The 15653-nt window shown below is 71.7% G+C and carries 13 protein-coding genes and 1 pseudogene; 6 read left to right on the top strand and 8 right to left on the bottom strand.

Annotated elements, in window-relative coordinates:
* Window positions 1–144 precede the first annotated feature (144 nt).
* A complete protein-coding gene (locus BX285_RS31490) occupies window positions 145–999 on the top strand; it encodes an SLATT domain-containing protein (protein ID WP_259470910.1) in 855 nt (284 codons plus the stop codon).
* Between the two features lie 407 nt (window positions 1000–1406).
* On the opposite strand, the gene BX285_RS31485 is transcribed toward BX285_RS31490, so the two are convergent.
* The 6 genes from BX285_RS31485 to BX285_RS31460 form a co-directional block, all read right to left on the bottom strand.
* The gene (locus BX285_RS31485) at window positions 1407–2042 is read right to left on the bottom strand and encodes a response regulator transcription factor (protein ID WP_220784024.1); all 636 of its coding nucleotides are present in this window, start codon (window positions 2040–2042) and stop codon (window positions 1407–1409) included.
* On the bottom strand, window positions 2042–3127 hold the full coding sequence (locus BX285_RS31480) for a sensor histidine kinase (RefSeq protein WP_259470909.1): 1086 nt from the start codon (window positions 3125–3127) through the stop codon (window positions 2042–2044). Before BX285_RS31480 ends, BX285_RS31485 begins: the two co-directional genes overlap by 1 nt.
* Entirely contained in the window at window positions 3124–3819 is a 696-nt protein-coding gene (locus BX285_RS31475; RefSeq protein ID WP_046386424.1) for a DedA family protein, read from the bottom strand. The genes BX285_RS31480 and BX285_RS31475 overlap by 4 nt, the downstream gene beginning before the upstream one ends.
* An 867-nt stretch (window positions 3820–4686) precedes the next feature.
* Window positions 4687–5643 carry a replication-relaxation family protein gene (locus tag BX285_RS31470; RefSeq protein ID WP_121179121.1) on the bottom strand — a complete coding sequence of 319 codons (957 nt, stop codon included), beginning with the start codon at window positions 5641–5643 and terminating at the stop codon, window positions 4687–4689.
* 283 nt (window positions 5644–5926) lie between these two features.
* Window positions 5927–6814, bottom strand: coding sequence for a replication-relaxation family protein (locus tag BX285_RS31465; RefSeq protein WP_121179120.1), 888 nt, complete (start codon window positions 6812–6814; stop codon window positions 5927–5929).
* Between the two features lie 652 nt (window positions 6815–7466).
* Window positions 7467–8654 carry an integrase core domain-containing protein gene (locus tag BX285_RS31460; protein ID WP_220784002.1) on the bottom strand — a complete coding sequence of 396 codons (1188 nt, stop codon included), beginning with the start codon at window positions 8652–8654 and terminating at the stop codon, window positions 7467–7469.
* Window positions 8655–8859: 205 nt separating this feature from the next.
* Here BX285_RS31460 and BX285_RS31455 point away from each other — a divergent pair, with 205 nt between their 5' ends.
* From BX285_RS31455 to BX285_RS31440, 4 genes are all read left to right on the top strand, one after another.
* Window positions 8860–9342, top strand: a complete 483-nt coding sequence (locus tag BX285_RS31455) for an ATP-binding protein (RefSeq protein WP_121179118.1) — start codon at window positions 8860–8862, stop codon at window positions 9340–9342.
* Window positions 9343–10706: 1364 nt separating this feature from the next.
* Window positions 10707–10988 carry a hypothetical protein gene (locus BX285_RS31450; RefSeq protein ID WP_147465259.1) on the top strand — a complete coding sequence of 94 codons (282 nt, stop codon included), beginning with the start codon at window positions 10707–10709 and terminating at the stop codon, window positions 10986–10988.
* 745 nt (window positions 10989–11733) lie between these two features.
* A complete protein-coding gene (locus tag BX285_RS31445; protein ID WP_259470908.1) occupies window positions 11734–13020 on the top strand; it encodes a PP2C family protein-serine/threonine phosphatase in 1287 nt (428 codons plus the stop codon).
* A gap of 156 nt (window positions 13021–13176) precedes the next feature.
* Entirely contained in the window at window positions 13177–13449 is a 273-nt protein-coding gene (locus BX285_RS31440) for a transposase (RefSeq protein ID WP_183107292.1), read from the top strand.
* Window positions 13450–13803: 354 nt separating this feature from the next.
* On the opposite strand, the gene BX285_RS31430 is transcribed toward BX285_RS31440, so the two are convergent.
* Both BX285_RS31430 and BX285_RS38805 read right to left on the bottom strand, forming a co-directional pair.
* The gene (locus BX285_RS31430) at window positions 13804–14127 is read right to left on the bottom strand and encodes a hypothetical protein (RefSeq protein ID WP_121179114.1); all 324 of its coding nucleotides are present in this window, start codon (window positions 14125–14127) and stop codon (window positions 13804–13806) included.
* 76 nt (window positions 14128–14203) lie between these two features.
* Complete coding sequence (locus BX285_RS38805; RefSeq protein WP_259470906.1) at window positions 14204–14329, bottom strand: hypothetical protein; 126 nt, start codon at window positions 14327–14329, stop codon at window positions 14204–14206.
* Window positions 14330–14977: 648 nt separating this feature from the next.
* On the opposite strand from BX285_RS38805, the pseudogene BX285_RS39595 reads away from it, so the two are divergent.
* Window positions 14978–15514 (top strand): annotated as a pseudogene (locus tag BX285_RS39595) (replication-relaxation family protein); the annotation flags it as partial.
* Between the last annotated feature and the right edge of the window lie 139 nt (window positions 15515–15653).

Genomic DNA, 15653 nt, shown 5'->3' with positions numbered 1-15653 from the left:
GATGTGTCTCGTGCGGCCGGTCCGAGGTCTGCTGGGGCGATGCGTGGGATTCGCCCGCGTGCCGACCGGCGCGGTGCCATACTCCGTGAAGTCATGAGCTGTCGGGCAGCTGAATTCCCAGAGGAATTCGGGCCGGGGGGAACCGTGTCGGACGGAGAGCGGCCGCTTGTCGGAACCTCCCGGTCGGTAGAGCTGGATCAGTTGCTGTTGCTGAAGGAAGAGATCCGCACCGGCGAGGATCAGTTACGGATTCGGCGGTTCATCAACCTCGCTTTTTGGATGACCGGAAGCGCTGGAGTCCTTGCCGGCACGGCTGCGCTCTGTCTGACCATCTTCTTGGCCGGACGCGTCGGCTGGTCCGACTTGGCGCGTCTGGACGGATCCTGTGCCGTGCTGGCCGCAGTCTGCGGGATCCTGAACTGGCGCGTGCGGGTCCGGGTCAACCGCACGGCCTTCTCGAGCAGGTCCGTATTGGAAGGCCGTCTGGAACGGGCGCGCGAGTCTCTGCGTCACTTCGCCGCGACCACCTACCCAGAGGTCAGTGTTCGCCACCGCTACTACCGCGAGGACGTCTCCGAGTTCATCGGGCTATACCAAGCGGAGAGCCTCAAGTACCGGCGAGGCCACAACTGGCCTCAGTCCACGATCATCATTGGTTCGCTCCTGACCACCACGATCGCCGCCCTCGCGAACGCGCTGCCCGCACACCGGTGGACCACAGTGGCCGTGAGTTTCACGGTCGGCCTGGCGGCTGGCTTCACCGGTTACTTCAAGTTCCGCGAGCGTTCCTTCTATCTGCAGTTGACGGCCGACGCCATCGAACAGGAACTCAACGCCGCCGTCCTTCACGTGGGCGATTACGCAGGTCTGGGCAGCGAGGCCGAGGTCCTGTCCAGGCTCACCGACCGTGTGGAGGCCTTGCGCGGGGAACAGCGTCGTCGCCAGCAGCAACTGGACCAGCCCACCGAGAACCACGAGGCGGCCACAGCGCTGCCATAGCCGCAGGCGAACCACGAACCGCCTCCGGGGTCGCAACACATGCAACGCGCGGGCCCTGGCAGGCTTCGCGTTGCACCCCTGACCTGCGCGAACCACCGGGGAAACCGGGGTGCAACAGCGTGTTGCGCTCCGCGTTGCACCCCCTGACCTGCGGTGGGGAGTTTCACAGGCGGGTGGTGAATTCCGCCCAGGGGAGTTGGTGAGTTTGCTTGCCCCGGGTGGCCGACTGTGCGATGGGAGCCGGCCGCCACCAAGAACAACAGCCCCGCAGGGTGAAAACCCGCGCCGTCCGGACTGTCACCCACAACCACACCCACCCAACCCAGCACCAGGGAGAGGAACAGACACAGGGGGTTGTCGGACACGGTGCGGTGAAGGTGTTCCGGCACGCCTACGCCGCCTGAGCGTCAGCTGCCCAGGAAGCGCAGCACTGCCAGTACCCTCCGGTTGCTGCCTTCGTCGCGGGGCAGCCGAAGCTTGTCGAACACCGCGTTGACGTGCTTCTCCACCGCGCTGCGCGAGACGAACAGCTGCTGGGCGATGGCCGCGTTGGTGCATCCCTGGGCCATCAGGGTCAGCACGGTGCGCTCGCGCTCCGTCAGCAGTTCGAGGTCGTCGGTATGGCGGGTGCGGGCCAGCAGGCGGCGCACCACCTCCGGGTCGAAGACCGTGTCGCCGCCGTGCACCCGCTCCAGCGCGGACAGGAACTCCTCCACCCGGGCGACCCGGTCCTTCAGCAGGTACCCCACGCCGCGGGTGTCGGCGGCCAGCAGTTCGGCGGCGTAGCGCTGTTCGACGTGCTGGGACAGCACCAGTACCCCCACGGCCGGGTGCTCGTGGCGCAGCCGCAGCGCGGCCCGCAGGCCTTCGTCGGTGTGGCTCGGCGGCATCCGCACGTCGATGACAACGACGTCGGGGGGCCCGGCGGCGACCGCGGCCAGCAGGGCGTCGGCGTCGCCGACCGCGGCGCTGACCTCGTGGCCCTCGTCGAGCAGCAGGCGCTCCAGGCCCACGCGCAGCAGGGCGGAGTCCTCGGCGATCATCAGGCGCACGGCAGCTCCGCGACGACGTGGGTGGGGCCGCCGGGCGGGCTGTCCACGCGCAGGCGTCCGTCGAGGGCGGCGATGCGGCGTTGCAGGCCGGACAGTCCGGGGCCGGTGGGGTCGGCTCCGCCGCGTCCGTCGTCGTGCACCGACACCCGTACCAGGCTGGTGTCCTGGCCGATCGCCACCTCGATCCGGGTGGCGCCGGCGTGCTTGGCCGCGTTGGTGAGGGCCTCGCGCACCGCGAAGTAGGCGGCGGTCTCGACGGCGGGGGCGGGGCGCCGGGCCAGATCGCCGCTGATGTGCACGGGGATGGGCGAGCGTTCGGCGTCCACGGCCAGGGCCTCGCGCAGTCCCAGCTGGTCCAGCGAGGCGGGGTAGGCCCGCCAGGCGACTTGCCGCAGTTCCTCCAGGGCCTGTTCCGCCTCGGCCTGCGCCTGGCGGTAGAGCTCCTCGGAGTTCTTGCGGCGTCCGCGGCCCAGGAGCATCGCCACGACGATGAGGCGCTGCTGCAGCCCGTCGTGCAGGTCACGTTCGATGCGGCGCCGCTCGGCGTCCACGGCCTCGACGATCCCCGAGCGGGAGGCGGCGAGTTCGTCGATCCGGCGGCGCATCAGGGCCAGTTCGTCGGGGCCGAGGAAGCGGTGGGCCAGGCGCCGCTCCAGATCGGCGACGGCGGCCAGCCCGGCCAGGTCGAGGAAGAGCAGCAGCAGTCCGGCGGTGAGCAGGTATCCGGCGACGGGCCAGCTGGGGCCCATCCCGTCGGCGTCGTGCCCGGCCAGCCAGCGCGCCAGACCGGAGGCGGCCGTCCAGGCGCCCGCCGCGAGCAGGAACAGTGCGCCGCCGCCGGCCAGGCCCACGGGCACGCGGCACCACAGGTAGGCGGCGGCCCGGCGAGCTTCGACGCCCTCGGGGACAGGCTCGGGGCCGCCGAGCAGGGCGGACACGCGCCGCTGCTCCAGTGCGGCCAGGCGCAGCGGCAGGCGGGCGCAGCGGGTGAGGGCGGCCGTGGCCAGGAGGGCGGGGGTGGCGAGCGCTGTGAGGGCGCCCAGGGCGATGCCGGCCGCGGCGCGGGCGGCCCTCACGCCCGGTGCCGAGCGCCCGGGCGGCGGCGCAGGCGTACCGCGAACCACCGGGCGGCGGCCAGGAGTGCGAGCGCCACGACCGCCTTGGACACCCATCCCCCGTACTCCTCCACCATCTGCCAGTTGTCGCCGAGCCAGTATCCCAGCAGGACGAAGGCGGTGTTCCAGATCAGGCTGCCCAGGGCGGTCAGGGCTGTGAAGGCGGCGAAGGGCATGCGCTGGATCCCGGCGGGGATCGAGATGAGGCTGCGCACCACCGGCACCATGCGGGCAAGCAGCACGGCGGTGCGCCCGCGGCGGGCGAACCACGCCTCGGCGCGGTCGATCTCGTGCGCGCTTACGAGGGGGATGCGAGCGGCGAGGGCGCGGGTGCGCTCGCGGCCCAGGAGGGCGCCGGCGGCGTAGACGATCCAGGATCCGGCGACGGAGCCGACCGTGGTCCAGACGATGACGGCCGCCAGGTTCAATCGGCCCTGGCCTGCGGCGAATCCGGCCACGGGCAGGACGATCTCGCTGGGGACGAACGGCAGGACGGTGTCGACGAGGTTGGTCAGCCCGGCGCCGGCGGCGCCGAGGGCGTCCATGGTGTCGACAGCCCATCCGGCGATGCCGCCGGCGGGCTCGGCGGTGTTGGTGTCCGAGACGGTGAAGGCGGCGGCGAGCAGCGGGGCTTGGGGCGGCGTTGCGATCATGCGGTTCACGCTAGGCAGCGGGTGTGCGGCCCGCCATGCGGTCGTCCACCCGGCCGTCCTGCGGTTTTCCGCAGGACACCGTGGGCTCGGGGGCGGGGCTATCGGCGAGGTCGGCGTGCAGGACGACAGGCCGATCGTCCCAGCATCCGCCGACGCCTCGACTGCGAGGACTGCCAAGCCGGACGCGCCGCTGTCAGAGGACGGCGGCGGGACCCGGACGGCGCACGGACGGCGGCGCGGCGAACGCCGAGCAGGACACGAGGACGGCCGCCTCCTGGCCGACGACCACGACCAGGAGCAGCGACCCAAGCGACCCGCACAGCCGGCGAGGACCGCGGCCGCCCGGACGTCAGCATGATGACTCGCGCGAGCCATCCCCGGGCGACGTCGACGCAGCCGCGAGCAGCAGGCGGCGAAAGGTCGGCGGGCGAACCCAGGACATCGGCCAGCGCGACCAGGACGACCGGCGGCCCGGGGGGCCTCACCCCCACGTTCCAGATTTCTGGAACGAATCGCCCCACGCGCCCAGACCGGACACCGAGGACCAAGTAGCGGGCCGCCGAGGGCGAGCAAAGGCCCGGAACCGGACGGCGGCGAAGGCCTCGCCCAAGCCGGTCGGAACGGTGGCGAGCAGCCCGGCACCGAGCAGCACGGACCCGCAAGCAGCCCGGGCGCGTGGAGGGCAGGCCGGGCGCGTGTCGGCGAGCACCTCACGGAGCCCTGGCACCGCATCCGAGGGCTGATCGCGGGAACCGGGTTGAGGTCAGAGCATTGGTGAGAGCGGGATGGACACCTTGATGCCCGCCCCAGGACTTCGGGGACGGGCACAAGGTATGGGCGTCGGTGCCGGTCAGGACGTGGTGGCGGTCAGCTCCACCAGGGGCCCGGCCCGGCCTCGAGGTCGGCGATCGACCGCCACACATCGGAGCTGGGCCCTTCGTCCTCCAGGTCTTCCAGCTTGGCGACCATGGCCGGGACGGTGCGCAGCATTTTGGCGACGTAGCGGGTGCGGGCGATGAGTTCCAGGTCGTCGGCGCGGTGGGCGAAGCCGGCCTGGCCGGTGCCGGTGAGGACGAACAGCAGCCTGGGGAAGCGGACGTAGCGGCGTTCCCACAGAGGCACGCCGCCGCCCTCGGCCTCGATGGTGCCGGGCCGTACTCCGGCTGGCAGTGGTGCGGTGGCCCAGTAGCGGGCGTAGGCGTTGAGTTTGGCGGCCAGTCGGGGCCCGCCCATGGTGCCGCGGTCGACTTCGACGAACGCCAGGTTGGTGACGCGGGCGCCGTCCGCGCCGGTGCGGCTGTAGTAGAGCAGGCCGTCCGGGCGCACGGTGCCCTCGCGGCCTTCGGCGAAGCGGTGGGTGATCTCCGGGATGAAGTCGAACGGCCCGTAGGAGTCACCCCGGCGCCGGGCGTCGGCCAGGAACACCAGGTGGGTCCGCACGACGGCGAGCTGGTGCCACAGCGTGTACTTGAAGGCGCTCTTGTCGCCGGGCGTCCTCGGGGCGGGGATGTCCGCCAGCTCGGGGAAGGCGCTGGCGACCCTCGCCCCGTGCTCGGTCAGGAACCAGCCCCTGGCCCGCCCGGACTGGGGCAGCACCAGTTCCTCGGCCAGGCCCTCGTCACGCAGCCGCCGCAGCCGGCCGCGCATCTTCCCGATTCCCGCGTCCGGGGCGGTCAGCCGGCGCAGCTGCTCGGCGGTGGCGATCCGGAACTGGAACAGCGCGGCCATGACGGCCCAGGTGATCTCCACCTCCCGCGCTTCGCTGTCCGGCTCCGCCCCGGTCGTCGCCCTGGCCTTCGTCCTGGCGCTGTCGTCCTTCGTCATCGCGGGGTTCCCCTTCAACTGGGCGCGGAGCCGGGTGCTCCGCGCGGTCGCCGAAGGGAACCCCGCGAACCGTGGCGGATTTCTTGGTGAACAGACCCCTCCGCCGCAACGATCACGTAACGGCCGCCACCAACGTTGGCGCGCAATGGGCCACCAACCTTGGTGGATTCCTTGATGGACCGCCCCCGCAACCTTGGTGAGCCCCGGACACCTTGATGACGGCACCGGGATCCCCTGATGGCCGGGCAGAACACCTCGATGCCCCCGGACCGGCCGCTGCGTCCTACAGCTCCCAGACTCCGCACAGGGGCCGCTGGGGGTCGGTGAGGGTGTGCCACACCGCCCCGCCGGGCCCGTGTCGTTCCAGGTCGTCCAGCCGGGCCGCCCCGGCCCGAACGGTCGTCAGCATCTGCTCCACCATCGGGTGTAGGCCGGCGAGGGCCTGGAGGTCGCGGATCCGGTGCTGGGCGGCTTGCTCGCCGGTGTCGGCCAGGACGAACAGTAGCCGGGGGAACCGCGTGTAGTGCTGCTGCCAGGCCGGCCCCACGCTCTGCGCGCCGACGGTGCGCCGCAGATGCACCGGGACGGGGTGGTGCTCGTGGAAGCGGGCGTAGCCGATCAGCTTCGAGGCCAGCTTCTCGCTGCCCATGGTGCCGCGGTCGACCTCGACGAACGCCCGGTTGAGCGACCGGCGGGCCCCGCCCGTGGTGTAGTGCAGCAGGCCGTCGGGGATGACGGCGCCATCGCGGCCTTCGCCGTTCCGGTGGTAGACCTCCGGCAGGAAGTCCAGCGGCGCGCACTCATCCCCCGCCTTGCGGGCGCCGGCCACGAAGGCGGCCTGGGTGCGGGTGACGGCCAGGATGTGCCCGACCTGCAGCCTGGCCTCCGTCTTGTCCTCCGGCAGTGGCGGGGAGGCAACGCCGCGCAGTTCCGGGAAGCGGGCGGCGATCCGCGCGCCCTGCTCCGTCAGGTACCAGACATGCAGGCGTCCGGCCTGCGGGAGGATGACGTCCTCGACCAGGCCCTCGTCCTTCAGCCGGCGAAGGCGCCGGCGCATCAGCTCCGGCTGGCTGTCGGGTGTGTGCAGGACGCGCAGCTGCTCGGCCGTGGCCATCCGGAACTGGTACAGCGCGGCCACGACCTGGTGGTCGATCTCGGGTGGCATCGCCATCACGGGCTCCTCACATCGGGTGCCCGCCGCCCCGGTGGCGGCGAGCACCGTATGGAAGCCCGCGGTTCTCCCCACATTCCTTTCCAAGACCGGCCCGTACAGTCACGATCCGACAACAGGTGCGCCAACCAGTGCGACAACCGGTGGTGAGAACCGGTGCACCAACCGGTCGCTGCCTCTCCCGCCAGCAGCGCCCGGTTTCCGGGCGAATGCGCAGGTCAGATGCCGTGGTGAGTGGCCGTCAAGGGGAAACTCACCACCCCGACAACCCTCTCCTTCCCCTTCCTGTCCTTGGCTTTGTGGGTGGTGGTTGGTTGGTTGAGTGGGGCGGTGGCGTTGAGGGTTTGTGCGCCTGCGGCGGGCCTCTTCTTCTCTCGCGTCCGGCTGGTGCTGGCCGCTCGCGGGGGCGGGGCGGGCTGGGGCGCGGAGGCCCGGCGTTCCGGCCCGGCACCTGGCTGCGCAAGCAGGACAAGGCCCGCAGCGAGGGCAAGCTGACCGACCACCAGGCCGCGCTCCTGGACGCGCTCACACGGCACGCCGAGACCGTCGCCGGCTGACCCGCCCCGCCGTGTGGTGTGAGGTCTCTGGACTTGGTTGACACTTTCGACTCACCAGATCGTGGACAGTCTCAGGAGTTGTTGGACATGGCGGCTCAGATCCTGGGTGTGTGGATCTTCGCCTTCCAGCGTGTCACTGGGTGCTGATCCTTGCGGGCATGGAGCGAGACCTCGGCGCCTTCGTAGGTGACGCGGAAGTGGGTGTCCTCGACGTAGATCGTGACGATCCGGCCGGCGTAGGTGCGTCCGACGCGGAGTCGCTGCCGGGCGACCATGACGACGCCGTCCCGGGGGACCTTGCGCTCGACGCTGACGGCGGCCGGGGCGGGCGGTAGTTGGGTGGCCGCCACCCGTGCTCCGCGCAGACGCGGGCGCTCGCCGACCGCGAAGGGCGAGGGCAGCGTCTTGGCGAGCTGGCCCTCGTGCACCGCGTGAAGCAGATGCCCGTCGAGCCGAACGGTGATTGGCCGGCTGGCGAGCTCCGAGCCGATCCTCACGCGGCGTCCGGCCAGGTTGATCCAGCCGTTCGGGTCGACGGTGCGTTCGACTTCGAGTGCCTGGTGGGCAGGAATGTCGCCCACCCGCGCGACGGAGCGCATCGCCGGCGGTGGTCCGGCAGGACGAGCGCCCCGGAGTCGGAGCTGGTGCAGATGCTCGGCGTCCAGGTTGGACGGAGCGGTCTTCACCCGCTCGCCGTCGACGAGGACGTGGATGGTGTGTTCGTCTGCCCAGACGCGGGCCAGCCAGCCGGATCGTTCGGCTCCGAGGCTGACGCGCTGGACGGACGGGAAGATGCTGAGCTGGCCACCGGCGGGGATCACGGTGTCGAACTCGACAGCGCCAGCCGACGGTGCGAGTACGAGCTCGGGCGAGGCGGTCGAGGTGGCCTCGGGCGTGGCCTTCGAACGCTGGGTGGGGAGGACCTTGATCGGTTCGGGCTGCGGGTTCGGCCGGAAGAGGCTGGCCGGTGTGGCCATGTCGAGGGCCTGGTGCGGACGAATGTGGTTGTAGGTGTTGACCCACTCGCTGATCGCGGCCTGGGCGGCTGCCAGCGACGCGAACGGTCCGCAGCCGTCAAGTAGTTCGCTTCGCAGGGTCCGGTGCCAGCGCTCGATCTTGCCGGTGGTGGTCGGCGAGTAGGGCTTGGTCAGCTTGGTGCTGATGCCGTTTTCTCGGTAGACCCGCTCGAACAGCACCTCTGCCGGCCTCGGCCTGGTGTATCGGCCCGTGAACTGCTTGCCGTTGTCGGTGAGGACCTCGGCCGGAATCCCGTGGACACGCATGGCCCGCACGAACGCGTCGGTTCGTGCTGCTCTTGCGGGATGACGTCCTCTCGGTGTCCGGTGCCTGGTATGGCTGTGGGTGCCGGGAGGGCGACCGATCCGGCTGGGAGGGGCGACCGATCCGGGCGGGAGAGACATAATCCGAGGACCGGTGGGAAGCCGTCCGGGTGATCCGTCACTGCAGAGAGGGAAGGGGTACCCGCAGATGACGACGAGCCGGGGCACCCTCGACGGCGGCCGGTGCGACGCTGGCACGTTGCTGCTGCCCGGTGGCCAGCGGCGGCGGCTGTATCTGGCCGGTCTGCCCCGGCCCGTCGCCCGTGCCCGTGAGTTCACCGGTCAGACGCTCGCCGACTGGTCGTGGGCTGCACCCGTGTCCGGTGTCGACCCGGATGTCGTGGACGACGTGTTGCTGCTCGTGGCCGAACTCATCGCCAACGCGATGATGCACGCCGACGGCCCGCTGGAGCTCGTCCTTCATGCCTTTGGGGCGCGGCTGCGGATCGAGGTCAGCGACGCTACCACCGTCCTGCCCGTTCCCCGCCGCCCGCACCACCCGGGGCTTCCCGGTGGTCATGGGCTGTTCATCGTCGAGCGCGTTGCCGACCGCTGGGGCGCCGAGCGGCACGGCCAGGGCAAGACCGTCTGGGCCGAGGTTGACGTCGACCGCCTGGTCCCGGGCCGCTGAGCACGCCGCACGCTGGCAGTCCCCTCGAAAGGCTCCCTCCAAGGATTCGAACAGACAGAAGAGCAGGCCGGTCGCGTGAGGCGACCGGCCTGCCGACGTGATGCGCCCCGCGGGATGGGCAGCGCCGGCGCCGCTGATGCCGGTGCGGGTGACGTGATGTCAGGTCCGGGGCTGGCTCATCCCCCCTTCGGGGCTCTTGCTGGTCTGCGGGGTTGGTTTGCGTTGCTCTGCAGTGTCGGCGTAACTGGCCTCGAGTCGGACTGCCCGACGAGTTGACGTACCACGTGCCGGTACCGGCAAGCGAACACGGATGAGGTCCGGTGCCCGATTCGGGCACCGGACCTCATCCGATGGTGGAGCGCCAGGCCCGGGTCGCACGGACTCTCCCTACTGAAAGTAGGGCGTGCTCTGGTAGCACCGCTGACGCCTGACGGGAGATCACCCTCTCCCGCGATGAGAGGAATACTAGCAGGTCAGCGACGGGGCTGAGCCGGGGGAGGCGGGGCATCCCGGGCGGCCCCCGGTGTTTCGGCCCTGCCGGTGTTTCCGTGGGGCCGGGGTCGTCGAGGGGGGTTTCGACCACGTGAGCGGCGAGCGCCTCCGGGGTATCGGTGGTTCCGGCAGCGGCAGCACGCCCGGGCGGAAGGCATGAATCCGCAGATCGGGGGCACCCGGATGCACACAGCGGTCGGCTCGTCCGAGAGTCCGGCCCGACGACGATACGGAGCACGCGGTGACCGACCCTGCCCCGCCCTTCGGGGCCACACCCCGTCCGCCGGCCCCAGCCGACCCGTCCGGCCCCCCGCTGGTGCCGGATCCCCCGGCTCCGCCAGGCGTGCCCGTGCCGCCGCCGGAACCGGAGCACCCCGCTCCCGCCCTGCCCCGTCCCGAGCCGGCGGCGCCGGAACCGGGCGAGCCCCGCACACCGGAACCGCCGGACTGAGCCGGAGCGGATCCCTGCCCCGGAGCTCCGGGGCAGGAATCCGCTCCGGCGGGGGAACGCCCGCCCCCGGCGCCCGTTCCGCCGTCGGCAGTCACCCGGGGTGACCACCGGCCGCCGCCGGGCGCCCCGCCTTCGCGCGGCTGCGCACCACCGCCGGCACCAGCGCGAACGCCGTTGTCCGGACGGCGGTCACGCCCGGCCTCCGCCGCCGGGTGCTTCCCGGGGCGCGCGCGTTGGGGCCCGGCGGGTTGCGGCCCGGCGGGTGGGGGCCCGGCGCCCGGTGTGCGCCGCGGCGCCGCTGTCGCCGAAGGACCCACCCGGCCGCCACACTGCCCCACGGCCCCGGATCAGGAAGCGCACCGCCGTCCGCCTCGGCGCTCTCGTCGCCGCCACCGCCGCCGGTCTGGGCCTCAGCGTCGGGATGGCGTCGGCCAGCACCGCCTACACGGCCGACGTCCCCGGCTGTGCCGGGGGCATGGTGGTCTCGTTCTACAGCGGGCACGACCACGTGCAGGGCTACGTGACCTCCACCATGGGCGACTACTGCCGCGTGGAGCTCCGGCAATCGAACGGCGGGCACTCGGGCGCGTCGACCCGGGGTGCCACGCAGTGGACCGCAGAACTCCTGGACGCCGGAAGCACGTCGTACGTCGTCGTGTGCAACGGGAACACCGGCCGCTGCGCCACCAGTGCCTCGTACTGACAGGCCAGGCCGGTCCCGTCGTGGTCCCGCTCGGGGCCGGACCACGACGGGACCGTGCCGCTCCCTCCGGCCGGTCGGCCTTGTCGGTTGGCCTTGTCGGTTGGCTCGCTGCCCCCGGGGAGCCGCCGCGTGCGGTCCACGGCCCGCGCGCACCGCCGTGCTCCCGGAAGGTCGCCACCGTGCCATCGGACAGCTTCGCCGCCCGGTTGTCGGTCCTCCGGGATGGTGCAGCCCGCCGGTGTGCAGCACCGCGTGAGCGTCGTTGGCGTGGGCGGCATCCGTGTCGTCGACGGCGTCGCCGACCGGCAGCACCCGGTGGCCCTGGCCGGTGAGGCCGTGGCGTGGAGGTGGGCGGCGAGCGGGGCGGCCTTGGTGCCGCCGGACCCGGTGCGGCCCTCGATCCGGGTGGAGAAGTGCCCGATGCCGGCCTCTCGGGCCTCGCGCACGAGCGTGTCGTGCGGGCACAGCGACAGCAGTGACTGGGTGTGGCCGGCCTCGGACAGGGCGGCCATCGGCTCGACGGCGCCCTCGCGCACGCGCACCGGCGGGGAGCGCAGGTGGGCGAGGAAGGCTCGTCGTCGTACTGGCGCCGGCCGTCGTCGTCGTTGTCCAGCGAGACGGTTTGGTGCTGTGCTGTTCTCGCCGTCGTGGCCGCGCCGTGTCACACCCGGCCGACGCGCAGCGCGGCCGCCGTTCACCCGGCCGGGCCGTGCGTCGGTACCGGGCTGCCGGGCAACGCAGCGCGATGATGAGGACGAGTGCCGCGGCGGCTGGCGCGATCTACGGCGAGGGCGGACGGGTGGCTGTCGAGGACTCCGTTCTGGGCGAGGTTCTCGCGGACGTGCTGGCCGCGGCCCACCGCATCGCTCCGTCGGAGATCGCGGGGCTGGTCCAGGAAACCGCTGTGCGGCTGGGGCTGTCCCAGGCGAGTGTCTACGTGGCGGACGTGCAGCAACACGAACTGGTCGCCCTGCCCGGCCCGGACCAGGCCGAACTCCTCGTCCAGGGGAGGCCGGTCCAGCTGGAGACCATCGCGGTCGACACCTCGCTGGCCGGCCGCGCCTACCGCACCGAGTCCGTACAGACCGCTGCGGACAGGGACACCGGGCGGGGCTGGCTGCCGCTGGTGGACGGCATTGAACGCATCGGCGTCCTGAAGGTGGCCGCCCCGGTCCTGGATGCGGCGATGCTGGTGCGGTGCAAGGCCCTGGCATCCCTGACGGCCATGATCCTCGCGACCAAGCAGTACTGCAGCGACGTCCTGATCCAGACGGTACGCACCCGGCCGATGACGCTGCAGGCGGAGCTGCTCTGGGCGTTCGTGCCGCCGCGGACGATCGGCACCACGGCGGTGACGTCCTCCGCCGTCCTGGAACCCGCGTACGAGATCGGCGGTGACGCCTTCGACCACAGCCTGGCCGGCACACTCCTGCACCTGACCCTGCTGGACGCCATGGGCCACGACCTCGCCTCCGGCGGCTGCAGCGCCGTGGCTCTCGCCGCCTGCCGCTCCACCCGCCGTGCCGGCGGCAGCCTCGTCGACATCGCCGAGCAAATCGACCGCACCCTGGCCCGGTGGATCCCCGACCGGCTGCTGACCTGCCTGATCGCCGACCTGGACACCGCCACCGGCCGGCTGGACTGGATCAACTGCGGCCACCCGGCACCGCTACTGCTGCGCGAGGGCCGCATCGTGACCGGCGCACTCGACCGGCCCCCGCACCTGCCGCTGGGACTCGACAGCGCCGCTCCCCCGCCGCAGGTCCACACCGCCCGCCTGCAGCCCGGCGACCGGGTGCTGATGTTCACCGACGGCGTCACCGAGGCCCGCTCGCCCGGCGGCGAACTCTTCGGCGAGCACCGCCTGGCCGACACCGTCGTCCGCGCCATGACCGACGGGCTGCCCGCGCCGGAAGCCCTACGCCGCCTCATCCAGCAGATCCTGCGCCACCAGGACCAGCAGCTGCGCGACGACGCCACGATCCTGCTCACCGAGTGGCACCCGCAGCCGCGGCCGCCGGCAGGCAGGTGAGGACCCGAGCCGACGTCTGCCGGATTCCACAGCCGCGCGCGACGGGTCCCTCAGCGGCCACAGGACCGTCCCATCGTCCAGGAGCCCAGGCTCGCCGGGTGCGTCTGCGGGTTGGGCCTGTCTTATCAGTGGATCAAGGTCTATCATGATCCACTCGTGGCGTGTGAAGATCTGACGAGCGAGCAATGGGCCAGGCCGGAGCCGTTGTTGCCGGTGGGCAAGAAGCCGCGGCGGCCTCCAGTCCGGTCGAAGCGCCGGCTGATCAACGGCATACGCCGGCGAACGCGCACCGGCGCGCCCTGGCGGGACGATCCTGCACACCACGGCGAGTGGGAGACCGTCTACGGCCTCTTCCGGCGCGGCAGCGCGACGGCACCTGGAGCCGGAGCCTCACCCAGCTGCAGGCCGGGGCCGACGCGAGAGGTCTGATCACCTGGGCCCTCGACCGACTCGAAGCCCTCGTCCGTCACCGGCTCGAAGCCCTCGTCCGTCACCGGCTCAAGCGCCTGCAGTTCCGACCCGACGCCCTCGACGGCTTCATGGCCGGCACAGGCCTGAATCTCGACACCTCAACCTCACCCTGACGAGCCGACGTCAGTAACGACCGTGTGCACCGGCTCCAAACGAGCTCACGGCCTGTCAGCGGCCGTGATGGGGGTCCGGCCAAGGTGAGGCGGCTACCAGCCTCACCTTGGCCAGACCTCTGACAGACCCACTGCTGTGGCTGCTGCTATGGCGGAATGCCGGGACGTGTGTCGCGATCAGGGCGCGGGGTGTTGTCGGTCACCGGTGCGTCTTCGGGGCGGTGGGGGACTGGCACATGACGGTGATGACCTGGCGCATCGCGTCGCGTCGGTCCTGGTCAGGGATGTTGTCGTTGGGGGCGTCGATCATCGCGTAGCCGATGGCGGATTCGATGCCGTCAATGTCGCGTGCATGGCACAGGGTGTTGCCGGTGGCGTGGTCGGCGAGAAGGAATTGGGTGCGGGCCCACCGCAGGGCGGGGCTGTCGTCCGTGGCCGTCGTGGTGGGTGTGGCGGTGCCGGCACAGGCGGTGAGAGCGGCGAGCATGGCCAGGGTGGCGGCTATGCGGGTGGTGGGTCGCAAGGTGTTCCTTCGGGGCGTGGGTGTACGGCCGTGCCGACGCCCGCATGGGTTGTCGGCACGGCCGGCTGTTGATCGGTCAGCGGCCGGCGCGGATACGGCTGCCCTCGGCGGTGACGGCGCGGGCGCGGGCCGAGACCTCGACGGCGACCAGGATCGACGCGGCGTTGTTGAACGGGATGCTCTCGCAGTCCCGCCTCATCATCGAGCACCGTCCAGTGCTCCACCAGCTCGTCCACGCCCACCGGCTGCGCCCATGGCCCCGCACGGCAGGACAAACCCAGACCAACGCGCACAACAGACCAAAGACCACCCGCAGTTGGGGCTCATGACACGCTCGTTGACGGCACCCCGACCGCGGAAATCAGTGCCCGTTGACCGGGTCTTCCCGAAGCTCCCGGTCGGCATCGAACTTCCCCCTGGACGTGGCCGCCTGGTCGGTGGTCGGGATTTTTCTTCGGGAGATTTCATGGGCACCTGTCTTGAGCGTGCATCGCCGACAGCCCCAGAGAGCCTTGGCGCCAAGGTAAAAGGCGTTCCTGTCTGAAGATGGCATGGCCAATCGATACTCAGCCTTAAGAATCACTGGGATCGAGGTATAGCCTCACCATGAAAGCCACCGCTCCAGCCTGGAGTTGAACGCTGAAGGGAAGAGCGGTGGCCCTGGTGCAGCCGAGTCACCGTAAGGGGCGGCAGGAGTTGCCGGTTACCTCCGTGGGGTTCGCTCGGAGCCGCCGCCGGGCCGAGCAGGTGGTCTGGCGGGTGGTGCCTGGTGCAGCAACTGGCCTCGGCGGCTTGGTCGTCACCAGGGACCTGCCTTGGATCGTTTCCAAGGTCTGATCCATGCCGCTGAATGCGGAGGCCCACAGGCCTCCCTCCGCACCGCCGACCTCGTGGTCGGCGGCCGGCTGCCCGGCGGCCCCCGCGGCGACACCCTGCGGGCCGTCCTGGCCGGCGCCGAAGCCGAACCGGCCGCCTGCAGTTCGTCGGCTCCGTCGGCACCGGCTTCACCGGCGCCGAACGGCGCGCCCTCGCGGCCTCGCGGCCACGCTGCGCCGTCTCGCCGTCCCGGTGTCGCCGTTCAGGCTCGACGGCCCGGGGTGCGGGCCGCTCCGGCGCCCAGCACGCGATGGCGGTGAACGAGACGATCACCGCGTTCGTTCTGGGTGGCAGCGCGCCCGGGGCCGCGGGCGGGGTCGGCACGGTGCGCTCCTGGGCGACCGAGGTGGAGTTCGGGCTGCCGGGCGGCCGGCGCAAGGTGCGCCCGGACGGTGTGTGGCAGGCCCCTCAGATCGGGGTGCCGGTCCTGATGGTCGAGGCCGACCGCTCGACCATGGCCCTGGCCGACGTCGCCGCGAAGTTCCCCCGGTACCGCGAGCTGTTCCGCACCAAGGTCCGCGACAACGACTTGGCGCTGGTCGACCGGGAGCCGGCCGATCGGACGGTGCACTGGTGGCGCCGCACCTGGCCCGACCAAACCCGCGCCGGGTACCCGCCCGTCGCGCTGATCGTCACCGACACCGGACCCC

The sequence above is a fragment of the Streptomyces sp. 1114.5 genome (assembly GCF_003635085.1).
GTDB lineage: Bacteria > Actinomycetota > Actinomycetes > Streptomycetales > Streptomycetaceae > Kitasatospora.
The sequence above is the reverse complement of the archived record's forward strand: the minus strand, read 5'-3'. Positions and strand labels throughout refer to the sequence as shown.